The organism is Streptomyces sp. NPDC015144 (assembly GCF_043079735.1).
Classification (GTDB): Bacteria; Actinomycetota; Actinomycetes; order Streptomycetales; family Streptomycetaceae; genus Streptomyces.
The window spans coordinates 43,032-63,579 of record NZ_JBIBUU010000028.1; the positions used below are offsets into that span (position 1 = coordinate 43,032).

The 20,548-nt window shown below is 71.9% G+C and carries 20 protein-coding genes; 9 read left to right on the forward strand and 11 right to left on the reverse strand.

Features of this window, described 5'->3' with window-relative positions; genetic code table 11:
- Positions 1 to 14 precede the first annotated feature (14 nt).
- Together ACF08W_RS32360 and ACF08W_RS32365 are read right to left on the reverse strand one after the other, a co-directional pair.
- Positions 15 to 689 carry a response regulator transcription factor gene (locus tag ACF08W_RS32360; protein ID WP_352275523.1) on the reverse strand — a complete coding sequence of 225 codons (675 nt, stop codon included), beginning with the start codon at positions 687 to 689 and terminating at the stop codon, positions 15 to 17.
- Between the two features lie 130 nt (positions 690 to 819).
- Positions 820 to 2,019, reverse strand: a complete 1,200-nt coding sequence (locus tag ACF08W_RS32365) for a sensor histidine kinase (protein WP_385203815.1) — start codon at positions 2,017 to 2,019, stop codon at positions 820 to 822.
- A gap of 96 nt (positions 2,020 to 2,115) precedes the next feature.
- On the opposite strand from ACF08W_RS32365, the gene ACF08W_RS32370 reads away from it, so the two are divergent.
- Together ACF08W_RS32370 and ACF08W_RS32375 are read left to right on the forward strand one after the other, a co-directional pair.
- Complete coding sequence (locus ACF08W_RS32370) at positions 2,116 to 3,126, forward strand: SAM-dependent methyltransferase (RefSeq protein ID WP_392281485.1); 1,011 nt, start codon at positions 2,116 to 2,118, stop codon at positions 3,124 to 3,126.
- Between the two features lie 10 nt (positions 3,127 to 3,136).
- Complete coding sequence (locus ACF08W_RS32375) at positions 3,137 to 4,279, forward strand: NADH-quinone oxidoreductase subunit D (protein WP_385203809.1); 1,143 nt, start codon at positions 3,137 to 3,139, stop codon at positions 4,277 to 4,279.
- Between the two features lie 69 nt (positions 4,280 to 4,348).
- Here the strand turns inward: ACF08W_RS32375 and ACF08W_RS32380 are convergent, their stop codons facing one another.
- The 4 genes from ACF08W_RS32380 to ACF08W_RS32395 form a co-directional block, all read right to left on the reverse strand.
- Entirely contained in the window at positions 4,349 to 5,410 is a 1,062-nt protein-coding gene (locus ACF08W_RS32380) for a hypothetical protein (RefSeq protein ID WP_392281486.1), read from the reverse strand.
- A gap of 95 nt (positions 5,411 to 5,505) precedes the next feature.
- On the reverse strand, positions 5,506 to 6,486 hold the full coding sequence (locus tag ACF08W_RS32385; RefSeq protein ID WP_392281487.1) for an ABC transporter substrate-binding protein: 981 nt from the start codon (positions 6,484 to 6,486) through the stop codon (positions 5,506 to 5,508).
- A 91-nt stretch (positions 6,487 to 6,577) separates the two neighbouring features.
- Complete coding sequence (locus ACF08W_RS32390) at positions 6,578 to 7,252, reverse strand: ABC transporter permease (RefSeq protein WP_392281488.1); 675 nt, start codon at positions 7,250 to 7,252, stop codon at positions 6,578 to 6,580.
- A 4-nt stretch (positions 7,253 to 7,256) separates the two neighbouring features.
- Positions 7,257 to 7,964 (reverse strand): ABC transporter permease, encoded by a 708-nt coding sequence (locus ACF08W_RS32395; protein ID WP_392281489.1) that lies wholly within the window; start codon positions 7,962 to 7,964, stop codon positions 7,257 to 7,259.
- Between the two features lie 128 nt (positions 7,965 to 8,092).
- Between ACF08W_RS32395 and ACF08W_RS32400 the strand changes: the two genes are divergently transcribed.
- Positions 8,093 to 9,271, forward strand: a complete 1,179-nt coding sequence (locus ACF08W_RS32400) for a betaine/proline/choline family ABC transporter ATP-binding protein (protein ID WP_352275534.1) — start codon at positions 8,093 to 8,095, stop codon at positions 9,269 to 9,271.
- A gap of 27 nt (positions 9,272 to 9,298) precedes the next feature.
- Here ACF08W_RS32400 and ACF08W_RS32405 read toward each other — a convergent pair whose 3' ends face one another.
- The gene (locus tag ACF08W_RS32405; RefSeq protein WP_385203790.1) at positions 9,299 to 10,420 is read right to left on the reverse strand and encodes an alpha/beta hydrolase; all 1,122 of its coding nucleotides are present in this window, start codon (positions 10,418 to 10,420) and stop codon (positions 9,299 to 9,301) included.
- Between the two features lie 138 nt (positions 10,421 to 10,558).
- Between ACF08W_RS32405 and ACF08W_RS32410 the strand changes: the two genes are divergently transcribed.
- The 6 genes from ACF08W_RS32410 (at position 10,559) to ACF08W_RS32435 (ending at position 15,583) form a co-directional block, all read left to right on the forward strand.
- Complete coding sequence (locus tag ACF08W_RS32410; protein ID WP_392281490.1) at positions 10,559 to 12,400, forward strand: phosphatidylglycerol lysyltransferase domain-containing protein; 1,842 nt, start codon at positions 10,559 to 10,561, stop codon at positions 12,398 to 12,400.
- 93 nt (positions 12,401 to 12,493) lie between these two features.
- Entirely contained in the window at positions 12,494 to 13,291 is a 798-nt protein-coding gene (gene folP, locus ACF08W_RS32415) for a dihydropteroate synthase (protein ID WP_392281498.1), read from the forward strand.
- Positions 13,288 to 13,770 carry a nuclear transport factor 2 family protein gene (locus ACF08W_RS32420; protein ID WP_385203781.1) on the forward strand — a complete coding sequence of 161 codons (483 nt, stop codon included), beginning with the start codon at positions 13,288 to 13,290 and terminating at the stop codon, positions 13,768 to 13,770. The genes folP and ACF08W_RS32420 overlap by 4 nt, the downstream gene beginning before the upstream one ends.
- Positions 13,771 to 14,041: 271 nt before the next feature.
- The gene (gene folB / locus ACF08W_RS32425; protein ID WP_366298686.1) at positions 14,042 to 14,401 is read left to right on the forward strand and encodes a dihydroneopterin aldolase; all 360 of its coding nucleotides are present in this window, start codon (positions 14,042 to 14,044) and stop codon (positions 14,399 to 14,401) included.
- Complete coding sequence (gene folK, locus ACF08W_RS32430) at positions 14,398 to 15,009, forward strand: 2-amino-4-hydroxy-6-hydroxymethyldihydropteridine diphosphokinase (protein WP_385203777.1); 612 nt, start codon at positions 14,398 to 14,400, stop codon at positions 15,007 to 15,009. The genes folB and folK overlap by 4 nt, the downstream gene beginning before the upstream one ends.
- A 91-nt stretch (positions 15,010 to 15,100) precedes the next feature.
- Complete coding sequence (locus ACF08W_RS32435) at positions 15,101 to 15,583, forward strand: DUF3180 domain-containing protein (protein WP_352275543.1); 483 nt, start codon at positions 15,101 to 15,103, stop codon at positions 15,581 to 15,583.
- Between the two features lie 62 nt (positions 15,584 to 15,645).
- On the opposite strand, the gene folE is transcribed toward ACF08W_RS32435, so the two are convergent.
- The 4 genes from folE to tilS form a co-directional block, all read right to left on the reverse strand.
- Entirely contained in the window at positions 15,646 to 16,251 is a 606-nt protein-coding gene (gene folE / locus ACF08W_RS32440; RefSeq protein WP_366298690.1) for a GTP cyclohydrolase I FolE, read from the reverse strand.
- Positions 16,252 to 16,404: 153 nt separating this feature from the next.
- On the reverse strand, positions 16,405 to 18,435 hold the full coding sequence (gene ftsH / locus ACF08W_RS32445; RefSeq protein ID WP_352275547.1) for an ATP-dependent zinc metalloprotease FtsH: 2,031 nt from the start codon (positions 18,433 to 18,435) through the stop codon (positions 16,405 to 16,407).
- Between the two features lie 227 nt (positions 18,436 to 18,662).
- Positions 18,663 to 19,202 (reverse strand): hypoxanthine phosphoribosyltransferase, encoded by a 540-nt coding sequence (gene hpt / locus ACF08W_RS32450; RefSeq protein WP_352275807.1) that lies wholly within the window; start codon positions 19,200 to 19,202, stop codon positions 18,663 to 18,665.
- A 99-nt stretch (positions 19,203 to 19,301) separates the two neighbouring features.
- Complete coding sequence (gene tilS / locus ACF08W_RS32455; protein WP_352275548.1) at positions 19,302 to 20,384, reverse strand: tRNA lysidine(34) synthetase TilS; 1,083 nt, start codon at positions 20,382 to 20,384, stop codon at positions 19,302 to 19,304.
- Positions 20,385 to 20,548: the final 164 nt, after the last annotated feature.

The following is a 20,548-nucleotide window of genomic DNA, read 5'->3' on the forward strand; positions in this document are numbered from 1 at the left end:
GGCCCCGGCCCGGGTCAGTGCGGACCGCCCCCGGCCCGGACCAGCCCCGTCTCGTACGCGAGGACCACGACCTGCACCCGGTCGCGCAGCTCCAGCTTGGTGAGGATGCGGCCCACATGCGTCTTCACCGTCGCCTCGGAGAGCACCAGGCGCCCCGCGATCTCCCCGTTGGACAGACCCTGGGCGACCAGCAGCATCACCTCGCGCTCGCGCTCGGTGAGCCGGGCGATGTCCTTGTGCTTCGGCTCGTCCGAGCGGCCCGGCAGCATCGGGGAGAAGCGGTCGAGCAGCCGGCGGGTGGTCGACGGGGCGACGACCGCGTCCCCGCTGTGCACGGAGCGGATCGCGGCGAGCAGCTCGGCGGGCGGCACGTCCTTGAGCATGAAGCCGCTGGCCCCGGCCTTCAGCCCGGAGAAGGCGTACTCGTCGAGGTCGAAGGTGGTCAGGATCAGCACCTTCGGCGCGTCCGGCCGCTCGCAGATCCGCCGGGTCGCCTCGACCCCGTCCAGCCGGGGCATCCGTACGTCCATCAGCACCACGTCGACCTCGGTGGAGCGGAGCGCCTCGATCGCCTCCGCGCCGTCGCCCGCCTCGGCCACGACCTCCATGTCCGGCTGGGCGGCGAGCACCATCCGGAAGCCGGTGCGCAGGAGCACCTGGTCGTCGACGAGCATCACACGGATCGCCATGAGGGGGTCCTGTCTCCTGTTGTCCGAAGTGCCGATGGGTTCTGATGGGCGCTGACGCGTACTGATGGGCGCTGGATCGCCGCTGACCGGATGCCGGTGCGCGGACGCACGGACCCGGGCGCGCCGGGCGTCAGGTCGGTTTGAGCGGCAGCAGCGCGCTGATCCGGAAGCCGCCGCCCGGGCGCGGCCCGGCGTCCAGCGTGCCACCGACCATCCCGACCCGCTCCCGCATACCGATCATCCCGTGCCCCGCGCCGTCCGCGCCGCCGTCCTCGTACAGCTCGTGCGCCGCGCCCCGCCCGTCGTCCTCGACCAGCAGCCCGAGGCCGTCGTCGAAGTAGAGCAGCCGCACACTGGCCCCGGCGTCCGGGCCGCCGTGCTTGCGGGTGTTGGTCAGGGCCTCCTGCACGATCCGGTACGCGGTCAGCTCGACCCCGCTGGGCAGCGGGCGCGGGGTGCCCTCGACCTTGAAGTCGACCGCCAGACCGGTCCGCCGGACCTGCTCGATCAGCTCCTGGATCTGCTCCACGTCGGGCTGCGGGACGTACTCCCCGCTCTCCTGCGCGTCGCCGGTGCGCAGCACCCCGAGCAGCCGGCGCATCTCGGCGAGCGCCTGGCGGCCGGTGCTGGAGATGGTCTCCAGGGCCTGCTTGGCCTGGTCCGGCGCCGCGTCCATGACGTAGGCGGCGCCGTCGGCCTGCACCACCATCACCGACACGTTGTGCGCGACCACGTCGTGCAGCTCCCGGGCGATCCGGGCCCGCTCCGCCGCCACCGCGACCTTCGACTGCGCCTCGCGCTCCCGCTCAAGCCGCGCCGCCCGCTCCTCCAGCTGACGGAAGTAGGCCCGCCGGGTCCGCATCGAGTCGCCGAGCACCCAGGCGAGCACGAACGGCACCGTCAGTACGACGACGATGAAGACCTCTTCGGCCCAGTTGACCGGCGGCACCTCCCCCGGCCAGCGCATCTTGGACAGGCTCGCCGCGGCCAGACTGCACGCCAGCGCCAGCCGGGACGCCCAGCGCTGCCCCACCGTGGCCACGGTGAAGACGATGACCAGCATCGCGAAGTTCATGACCCCGGGTTCCACCCCGGTGACCAGCTGCGCCACCCCCATCGCGATGGCGAGCAGCAGCATCTTCTCCGGCGCCCGCCTGCGCAGCGCCACGACCGTGCAGTACCCGACCGTGATCAGAACGGCGGCGACGCGCTGCCGCGCGGTCTCCCCGAGCCCCACCATGGACAGCCCCGAGAGCCCGAGGAGGGCGACGGCCCAGAAGACGTCGACGCCCGTCGGGTGTCTGCGAAGGAAGTCGTAGAGACGCTGCACGCGACCCAGCGTAGGGACAGGCACGGGGCAGGTGGGTCAGCCGAAGGGCCGATCCGGCTTCCGGGGCCGTACTCCCCAAGGTGGAGACTTGGCTCCGTGACGGACGAGTGGCGTGGGTGGCAGGAGGCGGCGGAGGCCGCGCTCTACGGGGACGGGGGCTTCTACCGGAGCCCCGAAGGGCCCGCCGGCCACTTCCGTACCTCGGTGCACGCATCCGCGCTCTTCGCCGCCGCCGTGGCCCGGCTGCTGGTCGCGACGGCCCGGGGACTGGGCACCGACCGGGTCGATCTGGTGGACCTGGGGGCGGGCCGGGGCGAGCTGTTGACGGGGGTGCTGGCCGCGCTGCCCGCCGAGGGCGGCGAGGGGCTGACGGTACGGGCCCGGGCGGTGGAGCTGGCGGACCGGCCGCCCGGCCTCGATCCCCGGATCGGGTGGAGCTCCCGGCTGCCGTCCCGCACGTACGGGTTGCTGTTCGCCAACGAGTGGCTGGACAACGTCCCGGTCCCGGTCGCCGAGACCGGCGAGGACGGCGTCGACCGCTACGTCCTGGTCCGGACGCGGGACGGGGCCCAGCGGCCGGGGGCGCCGGTGACCGGTGCGGACGCCGCGTGGCTGCGCCGCTGGTGGCCCTCGGCCGGGCCGGGGAGCCGGGCGGAGATCGGCCGCCCCCGGGACGCCGCCTGGGCGCGGGCGGTGGCCACCCTGACCGGGGGGCTCGCGGTGGCGGTGGACTACGCCCACGAACGGGCGGCGCGGCCCCCCTTCGGCACCCTGACCGGCTTCCGGGCGGGCCGGGAGGTGGCGCCGGTGCCGGACGGGAGCTGCGACCTCACCTCGCACGTGGCGCTGGACGCCTGCGCGGCGGCGGGTGCGGCGGTGGCCGGTACGGAGCCCGAGCTGCTGACCCAGCGCGAGGCGCTGCACCGCCTCGGGGTGCGCGGCGGGCGCCCGCCGCTGGCGCTGGCCTCGTCCGACCCGGCCGGTTACGTACGGGCGCTGGCCTCGGCGGGCGAGGCGGCGGAGCTGACGGCCCGGGGCGGCCTCGGCGACTTCGGCTGGCTGGTGCAGCGCGGGGGTCCGGGGCCCGGCCCCGTCGCGTTCACGTAATACTGACCGCATGACGGAGACGACGGTCGGCATCGGCGGCGCGGCGGAGAGCACGGACATGGTGCTCAACATCGGTCCCCAGCACCCCTCCACGCACGGTGTGCTCCGGCTGCGGATCGTGCTGGACGGCGAGCGGGTGCTGAGCGCGGAGCCGGTCGTCGGCTACATGCACCGCGGCGCGGAGAAGCTGTTCGAGGCGCGCGACTACCGGCAGATCGTGATGCTCGCCAACCGCCACGACTGGCTGTCGGCGTTCTCCAACGAGCTGGGCGTCGTGATGGCCGTGGAGCGGATGCTCGGCATGGAGGTCCCCGAGCGCGCGGTCTGGACCCGTACGCTCCTCGCCGAGCTGAACCGAGTGCTGAACCACCTGATGTTCCTCGGCTCCTACCCGCTCGAACTCGGCGGGATCACCCCGGTCTTCCACGCCTTCCGGGAGCGCGAGGAGCTCCAGGGCGTGATGGAGGAGATCTCCGGCGGCCGGATGCACTACATGTTCAACCGGGTCGGCGGCCTCAAGGAGGACCTCCCGGCGGGCTGGACCGGCCGGGTCCGGGACGCCGTCGCCGCCGTCCGCTCCCGGATGGGCGTCTACGACGACCTGGTGCTCGGCAACGAGATCTTCCGGGGCCGCACCCGCGGCGTGGGCGTGCTCGCGGCCGACGCGGTGCACGCGTACGGGGTGTCCGGGCCGATCGCCCGCGCCTCGGGCGTCGACTTCGACCTGCGGCGCGACGAGCCGTACCTGGCGTACGGGGAGCTGCGGGACACGTTGAAGGTGGTCACCCGGACCGAGGGCGACTGCCTGGCCCGCTTCGAGTGCCTGCTGGAGCAGACGCACAACGCGCTGGACCTCGCGGACGCCTGCCTGGACCGGCTGACCGAACTGGCGCCCGGCCCGGTCAACCAGCGGCTGCCCAAGGTGCTGAAGGCCCCCGAGGGCCACACCTACGCCTGGACCGAGAACCCGCTCGGCATCAACGGCTACTACCTGGTCTCCAAGGGCGAGAAGACCCCGTACCGGCTGAAGCTCCGCTCCGCCTCGTACAACAACATCCAGGCGCTCACCGAGCTGCTGCCGGGAACGCTGGTCGCCGACATGGTGGCGATCCTGGGCTCGCTCTTCTTCGTCGTCGGCGACATCGACAAGTAGCGCCGGGCACGTCGGACGCGCGCACCCGGCGCGTACGCCGGCGTGCGCGCGTCCGGCGTGCGGGTCCGGCTACGAGATCGCGCTGCGGAGCTCCACCACGTCGAGCTGCTCGGTCTCGTCGTGCGCGGTCAGGTCGATGACCTTGCCGACGGCTCCTTTGGCGGCCCGGTCGGTGCGGTGCGCGGCCAGCGCCTCCTCGCCCACCACGTCGGCGAGGTCCTCGTCCTGCACGGACTCGATCGCGGCGCGGTTCTTCTGCGTCTGCGTGCCGAAGAAGTCGAAGCTGCCCTGCGGCACCGGCTGACGGCGCGCCGGCGCGTACGGGGCGACGGCCGAGGCGGGCGACGCGGGGCGGGCCGGGGGGAGCGCGACGGACTGCCGGGCCGGGGGCAGCGGGGCCGGGGGACGCAGATGGCGCGCGGCGGTCCGGTCCTCCTCGGCGGCGGGCGGCGCGGCCGGGGCGGGCGCGGCGGCCGGGCGCCGGGCGACCTCGGTCCGGCGGGCCTGCTCGGCGGCGCGGCGGGCCTGCTCGGCGGCGCGGCGGGCCTCCTGGAGCGCGGCGTTGCGGGAGAGGTCCTGGAGCGCCTGGGCGGCCCGGAGATAGGCGCCCGGCGTCGGCGTGGAGGTCGCGGCGGCCAGCTCGCGGGGGGCCTTGGCAGCCGGCTCGCGGGGGGCGGCGGCCTCCAGCGCGAGCTGCCTGCGGCCCTCCAGGGCACTGGCCCGGCCGGTCTCGGCGTTGGCGTACCGGCGCAGCAGCGCGGCGTGCTCCCCGCGCAGGTTGGCCAGCTCCACGCGCTTGCGGCGCAGCTTCGTCTCCAGCCGGGCGCGCAGCTCCCGCGCCTCCTCCAGGTCGGATTCCAGCTCGGCCGCCCGCTCCTCGGCGCGCCACTCGTCGCCCGCCCGGGCCCGGGCCAGCTCGGCGACGCGGCGGCCGGCGTCCCGGTCCCAGCTGCGCATCAGGTACGCGCCCGTCACGGCGGCCACCGCCGTGACGGCCACCAGCCCGCGCAGGACCAGGGGCTCGGCCAGCAGCCAGGAGCCCGCGGCACAGACGACCGATACTCCGGCGACCGCCGACGGCGGAAGGATTCTGTGCAGAGGTGGCGAATGGCGATGACGTCCACGTGGCATGGCCTGAAATTTACCGTGTGTGCGGGGCACTTGGGGGGCCGCCCGTCAATCTGTTCCCTGCCGGTTACCTGACGGCCCCCTTTTCCCTCCGTTTCCTACTTCTCGACCAGTCCCTTCGCACGGAGATAGTCCCCGGCGACATCGGCGGGCTTTGCCCGCTCGGCGTCGACCTTGCGGTTCAGTTCCGCGAGATCCCCGGTGGTGAGGGTCTTGGTGAGCCGGCCGAGCGCTTCGGCGATCTCGGGGGAACCGGCGTCCTTCGCGTTGACGACCGGCAGGACGTTGTCGGCGTTCTGGAGCTTCTTGTCGTCCTCCAGGAACACCAGGTCGTAAGCGTCCAGCACGGCGTCCGTGGTGGTGGTGAGGACCAGTTGGTCCTTGCCGTCCTTGACCGCCTGCTTGGACTGCGGAGTACCGACTCCCTTGGGGTCGATTCCGGTGACGTCGATGCCGTACGTCTTCTTCAGACCCGGTGCGCAGAAGGGCCGCACCTCGCACTCGTCGCCCGCCGCGATCTTCACCGGGACCTTCGAGCGGCCGAGGTCGGAAAGGGATTTGATCTTGTTCTTCGCGGCGAATTCCTTGGTCACCGCGAAGGCGTTCTGGTCGACCGCCGCACCGGCCGGGAGGACCTTCAGCCCGCGCGGGGCGGCGAGCTTCTCCAGGGCGGCGACCGTGGCCGCGGTGTCGCCCGAGGCGACCGGTGCCTTCGCGGCCTTCTCCGCGCCGTTCGCCTTGGCGTTGAGGAATTCGGCGATCGTCGCCGCGTATTCGGGTACGACGTCGATCTCGCCCTTCTCCAGGGACGGCTCGTACAGCTCCCGGTTGGCCACGGTGGTGACGGAGGTGCGGTACCCGGCGTCGGCCAGGATCTGCGCGTACAGCTCCGCGAGGACCTTGGACTCGGTGAAGGAGGCGGCGCCGACGACCAGCGGGCCCTTCTTCCCGGAGCCGGACTCCGCGGCGGCCCCGCCCCCCTTCTCCTTCTCCAGGCTGTCGCCGCCGCAGGCGGCGAGCGAACCGGCCAGCGCGGCCATGCCGATGACCGCGCCGGCTATGCGCGAGGGCTTGCTCATGTGTTGTTCTCCGTCCTCAGCAACAGGGTGATCAGGGATCCGCGGGGAAGGGGAGCGGGCGGCCGCCGGGCCCGCGCGCGTACGGACGGCGTCATGCCGTCCGGCGGCGGCCCAGCGGCGACAGCAGCCGGTCCAGGGCCACCAGCACGCCCTCCACCAGCAGCGCGAGCGCGGCGACCAGCACCGCCCCCGCGACCACTTGCGGGGTGTTGTAGGTGTTGAAGCCGGCGGTGATGATCCGGCCGAGGCCGCCCTGGCCGACCATCGCCGCGATCGTGGCCGTGGCGACCACCTGGACGGCGGCCGACCGCAGCCCGGTCATCACCATCGGGTGGGCCAGCGGCAGCTCGACCCGGAGGAAGAGCTGACGGCCGGTCATGCCCATGCCGCGCGCCGCCTCCGTCACCGACCGGTCGACCTCCGTCATCCCGACGTAGGCGTTGGTCAGCAGCGGCGGCACCGCGAACAGCACCAGCGCGACGACCGTCGGCACGTAGCCGGCGTTGCGCAGCGGCGAGACCATGAAGAGGGCCAGCACGGCGAAGACCGGGACCGCCCGCCCCACGTTGGAGATGTTGACCGCCAGCGCGCCGCCCTTCCCGAGGTGCCCCAGGTACAGGCCGACGGGCAGCGCGACCGTGCACGCCAGGGCGAGCGCCACCCCGCTCACGTACAGGTGCTCGGCGAGCCGGTGGGCCGCGCCGCTCTCCCCCGACCAGTTGGCCCCGGTGGTGAGCCACGCCCAGGCCCCGCTCATGACTCCCATGGATTCAGACCGCCTTCGCCACCGGGTCCGCCACGGGGGCGGTACGTATGCGGGTCCAGGGCGTCAGCAGCCGCTGCACGCCGAGCAGCAGCAGGTCCGCGACGACCGCCAGCAGCACGCACAGCACCGAGGCGGTGAGCACCTGGGCCTTGAAGAAGCTGGGCAGCGCGTCCCCGATGAGGTTGCCCAGCCCGCCCCTGCCGACGATCGAACCGACCGTCGTCAGCGCGATCGTGGAGACCGTGGCGATCCGCACCCCGGCCATCAACGCGGGCATCGCCAGGGGCAGTTCGACCTCCCACAGCAGCCGCACCGGCCCGTAGCCCATCCCTCTCGCCGCCTCCTTCGCCTCCGGCGGAACGGCTTCGAGGCCCGCCAGGATGTTCCGCACGAGGACGGTCAGCGAGTAGAGCACGAGGCCCGTGACCACCAGGGCGGCGGAGAGCCCGAAGAGGGGCAGCAGCAACGAGAAGAGGGCGAGCGAGGGGACCGTGTAGAGCACCGTCGTCAGCCCGAGCACCGGGGCGGCGAACCGCCGGCCGCGCCGCGCCAGAAGCGCCAGCGGAAAGGCCACCAGAAGGCCGATCGCCACCGACACCGCGGTGATCCAGACGTGTTGGACCGTCGCGTCGGTCAACTCCTGGCCACGGGAACGGAGATACTCCCCGCAGATCCAGTCGTTCGCCACCAGGCAGTTCTCGCCCGCGGCCATCCGCCCCCACCTCCCGTCGGCACTTCGTACGCCTGTCCGGTGACCCTATCCTCGGCCACTGACAATCGTGGGGACCGTTGTATTTCAGCAACACGCCCTTCACAGAACTCGCGCCACAATGGAGAACCATGATCCGTTTCGAGCACGTCACCAAGCGGTACGCGGACGGCACCACCGCCGTCGACGACCTTTCCTTCGAGGTCGCCGAGGGTGAACTGGTCACGCTCGTCGGACCGTCCGGCTGCGGCAAGACGACGACCATGAAGATGGTGAACCGGCTGACCGAACCGACCGAGGGCCGGATATTCGTCGACGGGGACGACATATCCACCATCGACCCCGTCGCACTCCGCCGCCGTATCGGATATGTGATCCAGCAGGTGGGGCTCTTCCCGCACCGCACGGTCCTGGAGAACACCGCGACCGTCCCGCATCTCCTGGGCTGGAAAAAGGGAAAGGGGCGGCAGCGCGCGGCCGAACTCCTCGACCTGGTCGGACTCGACCCTTCCGTTTATGGCGACCGCTATCCGGAACAGCTTTCCGGAGGTCAGCGCCAACGCGTCGGCGTGGCAAGGGCACTGGCCGCCGACCCGCCGGTCCTGCTGATGGACGAGCCTTTCGGCGCGGTCGACCCGGTCGTCCGGGAACGGCTCCAGAACGAATTCCTGAAACTCCAGGAACAGGTCCGCAAAACCGTCCTGTTCGTCACCCACGACATCGAGGAAGCCGTCCGGCTCGGCGACCGGATCGCCGTCTACGGACAGGGCTCCATCGAGCAGTTCGACACCCCCGCCACCGTGCTCGGCGCCCCCGCCACCCGGTACGTCGCGGACTTCGTCGGCGCCGACCGCGGCCTCAAGCGGCTCTCCGTCACCCCCGTCGAGGAGAGCGACCTCGACCAGCCCCCGGTCGTCCACCTCGACGACCCCCTGGCCCGGGCCACCGGACGGCTCCGCGCCGAGGGCGCGCGCTGGGCCGTCGTCCTGGACGGCGAGGACCAGCTGCACGGCTGGCTCCCGGCCGACGCCGCCGACGCGGCCGACGCCACCGGGACCGTACGCGCCCACGCCCGCCGGATGGAGGCGTGGCTCCCCCTCGGCGCCCCGCTCAAACAGGCGTTCTCCACCATGCTCCAGCACGACGCCGGCTGGATCGCCGTCCTCGACGCGCAGGGCACCGGCCGCTTCCTCGGCGTCCTCACCCCCGCCCGGCTGCACGAGGCGCTGCGCCGCTCGATCGACGCGGACGCCCAGGACCTCCCGCGGGCCGAGGTGACGGTCGAGACCGTGGAGCGCGCCACGCTCTGAGCCGGGGCCCCTGGGGACGGGCGACCGTCAGTTCTCGCTGAGCCGGCTGCTCAGCCAGTCCAGCGCCGAGGGGATCTCCCGCCGCCAGGTGTTGAAGTTGTGCCCGCCGCTGTCCAGCACGATCGAGGACACCTGGGCGGGCGCCTTCACCTTGGAGATGAACCGCCGCGTGGTGGTGTAGTTGCCCTCGCCGTGCCGGGAGGTGGTGACCAGGAAGGACGAGTCGGGCTGCGGCATGTTGTCCAGCGTCCACATCAGGTCCGCCCGGTTCCGCGCGTCTTGGTCGCCCTGGAAGAGGTCACCGGTCGTCGGGTCCTCGGCCGCCTTGTAGTAGGCGGAGAGTCCGGCGCTCGCGATGAACCGGTCCGGGTGGTGCAGCCCGATCTTCAGCGCGCAGTAACCACCGGTCGAATTGCCGATGATGCCCCAGTTCCGGGCGAGCTTCCCGACCCGGTACGACTCGGAGACCGCCTGCGGCACGTCCTCGGCCAGGAAGGTCTCGGTCTGCGGCCCGCCCTCGATGTCCACGCACTCGGTGTCCCGGGGCGGCGCGACCGTCGGCCGCAGCATCACCAGGATCATCGGCTGCGACCGCCCGGCTTTCACCCGTTCGTGTGCGGTCCGCGGATAGTCGAGCCCCTTCAGGAGGTTCTCCGCGACCCCCGGATAGCCGGTCAGCACCTCGACCGCGGGGAACTTCCGACGCGAGAAGGCCGGCTGGAAGTACTCCGGCGGCAGGTACACGTACGCCGAGCTCTCGATCCCCGACCGCTTGCCCGCGACCACGACCTTGTCGATCCGGCCGCTCACCTCGGGGCGCGGCCCGCCCGGCACCTGCGGCCGCTGCTCCCCGACCCGGACGATGTTCTTCGAGGCCAGGGTGGCCGCCGCGTGGTCGGTCACCACACCCAGGTCCTGCTTCCGGCCGAACAGATCGGCCCACGACCCGTAGAAGAGGAAGGAGTTGTTCGCCACCAGGGCCACCGTGACGAAGATGGTCACCTGGGTTGCCAGCATGAGGCCGATCCGGCCGGACACCGCGGGCACGCTGCGACGGGACAGCCGGGGCCAGAGCCAGATCGTGGCGGCGAAGAACACCACGGCCAGCACGATGGCCAGAACCAGAAGCGTCTTACTGGTAAGACCCATGGATGGTGAGCTTTCTTCTCTGGAATTTTCCGTGCGTGGGTGAACCCGCGGCGCGGAAGCCTCGTCCTACAGATCGCACATCGTCCTGAGGCATATGTCCGAAGGACTCAAGATTCTCTCGCGGAGCCACGGGAAGCGATGTCTGTCACGCTAGATGGGGATAAATCGGGATCGGTTCCGAGTCCCGTAAGCAAGTTCGTACGAGGCCCCCGCCCCGAAACGGTACCGGGCCTCGTGGGTACCGCCTGCACCGTCGTCGGCCTGATCGACATCGCCGCGGGCGTCTTCCCCCGCTTCCGGCACAGCCGGATGCACACCCTCGCCGAGGTGCTGCCCGGCGCCCTCGGCCCGTTCGCCGCCGCGCTCTCGCTGAGCGCCGGCGTCCTCCTCCTGCTCCTCGCCCACGGCCTCAAGCGGCGCAAGCGGCGGGCCTGGCGGGCCGCCGTCCTGCTGCTCCCGGCCGGCGCCCTGGCGCAGTTCACGTACCGTCACTCGGTCGTCGGCGCCCTGGTCTCGCTGGCGCTGTGCATGCTGCTGGTCCGTCACCGGGGCGAGTTCTCCGCCCTCCCCGACCCGCGCAGCCGCTGGCGCGCGCTGGCCAACTTCGTCCTCCTCGGCGCGGGTTCGCTCGCCCTGGGCGTCGCCGTCGTCAGCGCGCACCCCGGCCGGGTGGTCGGCGACCCCAGCATCGCCGACCGGCTCCAGCACGCCCTGTACGGGATGCTCGGCGTCGAGGGCCCCGTCCGGTACACCGGCGACACCTCCTGGACCGTGGGCTACTCCCTCGGCGCCCTGGGCCTGCTGACCGCCGTCACCACCGTCTACTTCGCCTTCCGCCCCGAGCACCCGGCCGCCCGGCTCACCGAGGACGACGAGGTCCGGCTGCGCGCCCTCCTGGAGAAGCACGGCGGCCGCGACTCGCTCGGCCACTTCGCCCTCCGCCGCGACAAGGGCGTCGTCTTCTCCCCCAGCGGCAAGGCCGCCGTCTGTTACCGCGTGGTGTCCGGGGTCATGCTCGCCAGCGGCGACCCGATCGGCGACGTCGAGGCATGGCCCGGCGCCATCGAGCGCTTCATGGACGAGGCCCGGGCCCACTCCTGGACCCCCGCCGTGATGGGGTGCAGCGAGACCGGCGGCGAGGTCTGGACCCGCGAGACCGGACTCGACGCCCTGGAACTCGGCGACGAGGCGGTGGTGGACGTCGCGGATTTCTCCCTCGCCGGGCGCCCGATGCGCAACGTACGCCAGATGGTGAAGCGCATTGAACGCCTCGGCTACGAGACCCGCGTCCGCCGCGTCCGCGACATCGGCGAGGACGAGCTCGCCCGCATCCGCCGCGCCGCCGACGACTGGCGCGGCACCGACCACGAGCGCGGCTTCTCCATGGCGCTCGGCCGGCTCGGCGACGCGGCCGACGGCGACTGCGTCGTCGCCACCGCCCACAAGGCCGACGAGTCCGGCACGGACTCCCCGTACGGCGACCTGAAGGCCGTACTCCACTTCGTCCCCTGGGGCACCGACGGCATGTCCCTCGACCTGATGCGCCGTGACCGCTCCGCCGACCCCGGCATGAACGAGCTGCTGATCGTCGCCGCCCTCCAGGCCGCCCCCGGCCTCGACGTCGAGCGCGTCTCGCTGAACTTCGCGATGTTCCGCTCGGCCCTCGCCCGCGGCGAGAAGCTGGGCGCCGGGCCGGTGCTGCGGACCTGGCGCGGGCTGCTGATCTTCCTCTCCCGCTGGTTCCAGATCGAGTCGCTGTACAAGTTCAACGCCAAGTTCCGGCCCCGCTGGGAACCCCGCTTCGTCGTCTACCGCAACGCCGGGGACCTCCCCCGGATCTCCTTCGCCGCCATGCAGGCGGAGGGCTTCGTCAGCTTCTCCCTCCCCCGCCCCTTCGCCCGCCGCTTCCCGGCCCCCGGCCCCCGCCCCTGCGCCCACACCCCCGCTCCGGGCCCCGAGCGGCACGCGCACGCGGCATAGTCCCCCTCCGTACAGGCCTACGCTGGACACATGAGTACGTTGCGTGGACGAGGCACGGTCCAGGGCCTGCCGGAGTGGGACCGCTGCGCGGTCATGGGTGTCGTGAACGTGACCCCGGACTCCTTCTCCGACGGAGGCCGCTGGTTCGACACCACGGCCGCGGTCAAACACGGTCTCGACCTGGTCGCCCAGGGCGCCGACCTGATCGACGTCGGCGGCGAGTCGACCCGCCCCGGCGCGACCCGCGTGGACGCCGAGGAGGAGCTGCGGCGGGTGGTCCCGGTGGTCCGGGGACTGGCCGCCGAGGGGGTGACGGTCTCCGTCGACACCATGCGGGCCCGGGTCGCCGAGCAGGCCGTCACGGCGGGCGCCGTCCTGGTCAACGACGTGAGCGGCGGTCTCGCCGACCCCGACATGATCCCGGTCGTCGCCGCGGCCGGCGCCCCGTTCGTCGTGATGCACTGGCGCGGCTTCAGCGAGTCCATGAACAGCCGCGCGGTCTACGGGGACGTCGTCGCCGAGGTCGTCGCGGAGCTGCGCGAACGGATGGACGCCGTGGTCGCGGGCGGTATCGCCCCGGAACGCGTCGTGATCGACCCCGGCCTCGGCTTCGCCAAGGAGGCCGCCCACGACCTCGCCCTGATCGCCCGCCTCGACGCCCTGCGCGCCCTGGGCCGCCCCCTGCTGGTCGCCGCCTCCCGCAAGCGCTTCCTCGGCCACGTCCTGGCGGGCGAGGGCGCCACACCACCGCCCGCCCGCGAACGCGACGCCGCCACCGCGGCCGTCTCCGCGCTCTCCGCGCACGTCGGCGCCTGGGCCGTCCGGGTCCACGAGGTACGGGCCACCGCCGACGCGGTCCGGGTCGCCCGCGCCGTCGAGGGAGCCGCGTGAGCACCGGCCGCGACGAGCACGCGGAGGCCGCCGCCGACATCGCCGCCGTCGAGCGGGCCAACACCGCCTTCTACGAAGCGATGGAGCACGGCGACTTCGAGGAGCTCTCCGGGCTCTGGCTGCCCGGCGAGGACCTCACCGTCTCCTGCGTCCACCCGGGCTGGCCGGTGCTGACCGGCCGCGGCGAGGTGCTGCGCAGCTATGCGCTGATCATGGCGAACACCGAGTACATCCAGTTCTTCCTGACCGACGTCGGGATCTCGATGACCGGCGACACCGCCCTGGTGACCTGCACGGAGAACATCCTCAGCGGCGGACCCGCCGAGGACGGCAACGCGCTCGGCCCGCTGGTCGGCCAGCTCGTCGTGGCCACCAATGTGTTCCGGCGCACACCGGACGGCTGGAAGCTCTGGTCCCACCACGGCTCCCCCGTACTCACCGAAACCGGTGAAGAAGGGGACGAAGAGTCCTCCTCCTGACCCGTCCGGCCCCTCCTCCCCCGAACCGTCCGGTCCCGCCTCGTCGCCCGGCCCGGGCCCGCTTCCGCCCCGGATTCCGGCCGACCGTACGCCGGAAAGGGGTTGGAACCGGGAAGCGCGGGTATACGCGGCTTCCAGCCCCCGTGGAATCCGCTTGCCGGGTACCCACGGGAGAGTGCCGTCAGTGCTCGAAGGTAAATTCGAAAGTGGGCACCTCGCCGTCCGCACGCGGCCCCGTGTCTCAGGACCAACGACAGCAGGAGTGATTCGCGTGGATCGTGTCGCGCTGCGCGGCCTCAAGGCCCGTGGACACCATGGCGTCTTCCCCAAGGAGCGGGAGGAGGGCCAGACGTTCATCGTCGACCTGGTGCTCGGCCTCGACACCCGTCCGGCGGCGGCCTCCGACGACCTGACGAAGACCGTGCACTACGGCGTCGTCGCGGAGGAGGTCGTCGAGGTCGTGCGGGGCGAACCCGTCGACCTGATCGAGACACTCGCGGACCGTATCGCCCGCACGTGCCTCAAGCACGAAGGGGTCGAGGAGGTGGAGGTGGTGGTGCACAAGCCGGACGCGCCGATCACCGTCCCCTTCGACGACGTCACCATCACCATCACCCGGAGCCGAGTATGACCTCGTTTTCCACCGAAGGGCAGAGCGACCCGACCGTCCAGCCCGTGCCCGCCTCCGTGGTCGAGCAGGTGGACGCGGCGGACATCACCCTCTCCAACCCGAAGCGGGCCGTGATCTCCCTCGGCTCCAACCTCGGCAACCGCCTGGAGACCCTCCAGGGCGCCATAGACGCCCTGGAGGACACCCCCGGCCTCCGGGTCAAGGCGGTCTCCCCGGTGTACGAGACGGAGCCCTGGGGCGTCGAGCCCGGCTCCCAGCCCTCGTACTTCAACGCGGTGATCGTCGTGAAGACGACGCTCCCCCCGTCCTCCCTGCTGGAGCGCGGCCAGGCCGTCGAGGAGGCGTTCGAGCGGGTCCGCGAGGAGCGCTGGGGCCCGCGCACCATCGATGTCGACATCGTCGCCTACGCGGACGTCGTGTCCGACGACCCGGTGCTCACCCTTCCGCACCCCAGGGCCGCCGAACGGGCCTTCGTCCTCGCCCCCTGGCTGGACGTCGACCCCGAGGCCCAGCTGCCCGGCTCCGGTCCGGTGGCCCAACTGCTGGCCGCGGTCGGCCGGGACGGCGTACTGCCCCGGACCGACCTGGAACTCCGGCTGCCCGAGTAGTCGTTAGGCTCGACGGAAAAGGCCCGTCCGGTACGCCGGGACGGGCCACCGGCGACAGGGGCCGCGCGGGCGGCGAAGGGTGGATCACGCGGTGAAGCAACTCAGGCTCGGGGTACTGGCCGGCCTCTTCGCCGCGGCCGGGGTGCTCTCCTGGGGCGGTGCCCGCCTCTGGGACGCCCTGGGCAGCCTGCCGAGCGTGCCCCTCGCCGCCCCGATCGTCCTCGCGGTGATCGCCGTCGTCCTGCTGGCGACGGCGTTCTCCCTCCGCTCCCGGCTGCGCGCCCAGCGCGAGCGCCGGCCGGGGGCCAAGGGCATCGAGCCGCTGATGGCGGCCCGCGCGCTGGTCTTCGCCCAGGCCAGCGCCCTGGTCGTCGCCCTGGTCTCCGGCATGTACGGCGGCACCGGCGTCTTCCTCCTCGGCCACCTCGACCAGCCCGCCCGCCGCGACCAGGCGATCTACGCCGGCTTCGCCGTCCTCGCCGGAATCGCCGTGATCGCCGCGGCCCTCTGGCTGGAGCGCATCTGCAAGCTCCCCGACGACGAGGACGGGAACAAGACCTCGGCGACCGCGTAGGCCGTTCCCTCGGACCGGGGCCCCCGTCTGCGCGGGCCCGTCAGTCGCACGGCCGCCCGGGCTCAGCGCGCCATGATCAGGCTCATCGCCTCGGCCCGCGTCGCGGAATCGCGCAACTGTCCGCGGACCGCCGAGGTCAGCGTCTTGGCGCCGGGTTTGCGGATGCCCCGCATCGACATGCACATGTGCTCGCACTCGATGACGACGATGACCCCGCGCGGCTCCAGGATCTCCATCAGGGACTCGGCGATCTGTGTGGTGAGCCGCTCCTGCACCTGCGGGCGCCTGGCGTAGACGTCCACCAGCCGGGCCAGCTTGGAGAGACCGGTGATCTTTCCACTGGTCGCCGGAATGTACCCGACGTGCGCGACCCCCCTGAACGGCACCAGATGATGTTCACAGGTGCTGAATACTTCGATGTCCTTGACCAGCACCATCTCGTCGTGACCGAGGTCGAACGTGGTCGTCAGCACGTCCTCGGGCTCCTGGTGAAGCCCCGCGAAGATCTCCTTGTACGCCCGCGCCACCCGCGCCGGGGTCTCCCGGAGGCCCTCGCGGTCCGGGTCCTCGCCCACGGCGATGAGGAGCTCGCGGACTGCCGCCTCGGCCCTCTTCTCGTCGAACTCGCCGATCGAACCCTGGCCGTCCAGCGTCACCGGGTCGGTCATCTGTGCCTCGTTCCTCTGAACTGTCACCCGCGCATACCCCCGCACGGACGTACGAAATAGCCGCGCCCCCTCAGGCTAGAACCTGTGGGGGCGCGGCTTCCATTCCGGGCCCGGGGGGACCCCCGTGAAAGGGGCCACACCGGGGAACGGGGTTCAGCTCTCGGGCCGGTCCTCCGGGACCGCCTCGGTGGCCGGGGCGGTGTCCGTGGGGACGGCCGTACCGTTCGCCGTGGTGGCGCCGTTGGTGAGCGCGAGCTCCTTGGGCGAGAGCACCGGCGGGCGGGTGGACGGCGTACGCCGGGCGGAACCGGTCCACGCCGGGCGGGCCGGGCGCTTCACGATCGGGGCGAAGATCTCGGCGATCTCCTCCTTGCCCAGCGTCTCCTTCTCCAGGAGCTGGAGAACGAGGTTGTCCAGCACGTCCCGGTTCTCGACCAGGATCTCCCACGCGTCGTTGTGGGCGGTCTCGATGAGCTTCTTGACCTCTTCGTCGACGAGCGCCGCGACCTCTTCCGAGTAGTCGCGCTGGTGGCCCATCTCCCGGCCCACGAAGGGCTCGGTGTTGTCGCCGCCGAACTTGATCGCGCCGAGCCGCTCCGTCATGCCGTACTGCGTGACCATCGCGCGGGCCGTGGCGGTGGCCTTCTCGATGTCGTTGGCAGCGCCGGTGGTCGGGTCGTGGAAGACCAGCTCCTCGGCCGCGCGCCCGCCCAGCATGTACGCCAGCTGGTCGAGCATCTCGTTGCGCGTCGTGGAGTACTTGTCCTCCTCCGGGAGCACCATCGTGTAACCGAGGGCGCGGCCGCGGGAGAGGATCGTGATCTTGTGGACCGGGTCCGCCTGGGGAGAGGCCGCCGCGACCAGGGCGTGTCCGCCCTCGTGGTACGCGGTGATCTTCTTCTCCTTCTCGGACATGATCCGGGTCCGCTTCTGCGGGCCCGCCACGACGCGGTCGATGGCCTCGTCGAGCATCTTGTTGTCGATCAGCTTCTGGTTGCTGCGCGCCGTGAGGAGCGCCGCCTCGTTGAGCACGTTCGACAGGTCGGCACCGGTGAAGCCGGGGGTGCGGCGGGCGACGGCGCCGAGGTCGACGTCCTTCGCGACCGGCTTGCCCTTCTGGTGGACCTTGAGGATCTCCAGACGGCCCTGCATGTCCGGCCGGTCGACCGCGATCTGCCGGTCGAAACGGCCCGGGCGCAGCAGCGCCGGGTCGAGGATGTCCGGCCGGTTCGTGGCGGCGATCAGGATGACGCCGCCCTTCACGTCGAAGCCGTCCATCTCGACGAGCAGCTGGTTGAGCGTCTGCTCGCGCTCGTCGTGGCCGCCGCCCATGCCGGCGCCGCGGTGGCGGCCGACGGCGTCGATCTCGTCGACGAAGACGATCGCCGGGGCGTTCGCCTTGGCCTGCTCGAAGAGGTCGCGGACCCGGCTGGCGCCGACACCGACGAACATCTCGACGAAGTCGGAACCGGAGATCGAGTAGAACGGCACGCCCGCCTCGCCGGCCACGGCCCGCGCGAGCAGCGTCTTGCCCGTACCGGGAGGGCCGTAGAGCAGGACGCCCTTGGGGATCTTCGCGCCGACGGCCTGGAACTTCGCCGGCTCCTGGAGGAACTCCTTGATCTCCTGGAGCTCCTCGACCGCCTCGTCCGAGCCCGCGACGTCGGCGAACGTCGTCTTCGGCGTGTCCTTGGTGATCAGCTTGGCCTTGGACTTGCCGAACTGCATGACCCGGGAGCCGCCGCCCTGCATCTGGTTCATCAGGAACAGGAAGACGACCACGATGAGGACGAAGGGCAGCAGCGAGAGCAGGATCGAGATGAACGGCGACTGCTTCGACGGCGAGACCGTGTAGCCCTTGTCGATCGAGCCGCTCTCGAACTTCTTCTGCAGCGTGTCGGCGAGCTGGACGCCCTGGTCGCCGATGTAGCTCGCCTGGAACTTGGTGCCGGACTCGTCCGGGAGCTTGGCGCCCTTCTTCAGCTCGATCTTGATGGTCTGTTCGTCACCGGTGGTCAGTTTGGCCTGCGCCACCTGGTCCTTGCTGATCGCCTGGATCACCTGGCCGGTGTCCACCGATTTGTAGCCGCCCGACGAGCCGACGACTGTCATCAACACGACCACGGCGAGGACGGCCAGCACGATCCACATGACCGGCCCACGGAAGTATCGCTTCACGTCCATCCATACGGGGCGAATCCGCCCCGTCCCTCCTGCCCGTAGGTAAATGCTGCTGTGAGAAAAGACTGTTCTTCGGACGGTACCCCAGCATTGTCACCCGCGGCTGCCGGGGACGTCCGTCAAAACCCGCCTCCGAAGGCCCAACGGCGGGAATCCGGTGAAAGGTTCCCGGCCCGCCGGTTCCGGCGGTGCCGGAGGCCCGGGGGCCGGGCGGAGGGGTCCGGGGGAGGTCAGCCGCCGTAGACGTGCGGGGCGAGCGTGCCGACGAAGGGCAGGTTGCGGTACTTCTCGGCGTAGTCGAGCCCGTAGCCGACGACGAATTCGTTGGGGATGTCGAAACCGACCCATTTGCAGTCGAGCGCGACCTTGGCCGCGTCCGGCTTCCGCAGCAGGGTGCAGATCTCCAGGGAGGCGGGCTCGCGCGAGCCGAGGTTCGACATCAGCCACGACAGGGTCAGGCCGGAGTCGATGATGTCCTCGACGATCAGGACGTGCCTGCCCTTGATGTCGGTGTCCAGGTCCTTGAGGATCCGGACCACGCCGGAGGACTGGGTGCCCGCCCCGTACGACGAGACGGCCATCCAGTCCATGGTGACGGGGGTGGACAGCGCGCGCGCCAGGTCCGCCATCACCATCACCGCGCCCTTGAGGACGCCGACGATGAGCAGGTCCTTGCCCGCGTACTCCGCGTCGATCTTCGCGGCCAGCTCGACGAGCTTCGCGTCGATCTCTTCCTTGGTGAGGAGCACCGCCTGGAGGTCGGTGCCCATGTCCTTCTCGTTCACCCGGGTCTCTTTCTGTGCCTGCCGGTACGGGGGTGCCGCCCCGCTCCGGCGCGGCCGCTCTCCTGCGTGTCGGCCGCTGGTGATTCAGCTCTGCCGAATGACCAGTCTGCCACCCTGGCGCATGGCCTCGACGCGTCCGGGCAGGTTGATGGCTCGTTGGCCGCGCCAGCCGGTGATCAGACGGTCGACCTCCTCGATGTGCCGGGCGAAGAGCGAACCGGCCGGGGAGCCGGCCTCCATCACGGCCCGGCGCAGCACCCGGCGGCGTACCGCGGGCGGCAGTGCGTAGAGCTTGGCGCATTCCAGGCGGCCCGCCTCGTCGCGTACGGCGCGGTCGGCCTCGGCGGCCCAGGTGTCCAGCGCGTCGGCGTCGTCGCGGGAGAGCTGGGCGGTGCGGGCCAGGGCCTCGACGACGCCCTTGCCGAGCGCCTTCTCCAGGGCGGGCAGTCCCTCGTGGCGGAGCCGGGAGCGGGTGTAGGCGGGGTCGGTGTTGTGCGGGTCGTCCCAGACGGGCAGGGACTGGGCCAGGCAGGCCGTGCGGGCGGTCTGGCGGTCGAGCTGGAGGAAGGGGCGGCGGTAGCGGCCGGCCGGTCCGGAGGCGGCGGCCATGCCGGAGAGCGAGCGGATGCCGGAGCCGCGGGCGAGGCCGAGGAGGACGGTCTCCGCCTGGTCGTCGCGGGTGTGTCCGAGGAGGACGGCGGCGGCGCCGTGCCGCTCGGCGGCGGCGTCGAGGGCGGCGTAGCGGGCTTCGCGGGCGGCGGCCTCGGGTCCGCCGTCGTGGCCGACGCGCACGGCGACGGCCTCGACCGGGTCGAGGCGCAGGGCGGTGAGGCGTTCGGCGACCTCGGCGGCCCGGGTGTCGGAGCCGGCCTGGAGGCCGTGGTCGACGGTGATGCCGCCGGCGCGGACGGAGAGTTTGGGGGCCTCGAAGGCGAGGGCGGAGGCGAGCGCCATGGAGTCGGCGCCGCCGGAACAGGCCACCAGCACCAGCGGGGTGTCGGGGCGTTCGGGGAGGGTGGGGCGCTGTCTGCCCGCACCGGCTTCGGCGAGCTCGGGGTGCGGGGTGCGCCGGTCGGGGTCGGCGCTCCGGGTGTGTTCGGTGAGTACGTCGTGGAGTACGCGGCGGACCGCCAGGCGTATCGCCGCGACCGCGGGATGAGGACCCATGTCCGGTGCCCTTCGTGGAGTTCGGGGAGGCGCCTCGAAGTGGCGGACGGGATTGTGCCGTCACTCAGAGTGCGTCGATGGTGACAGAGGCAGGCCGTCCATCGAGCATTGCACGCCTTTCCCTGCGCCAACGGTCCCTCGGATGGGTGATTACCCGCGCGTTC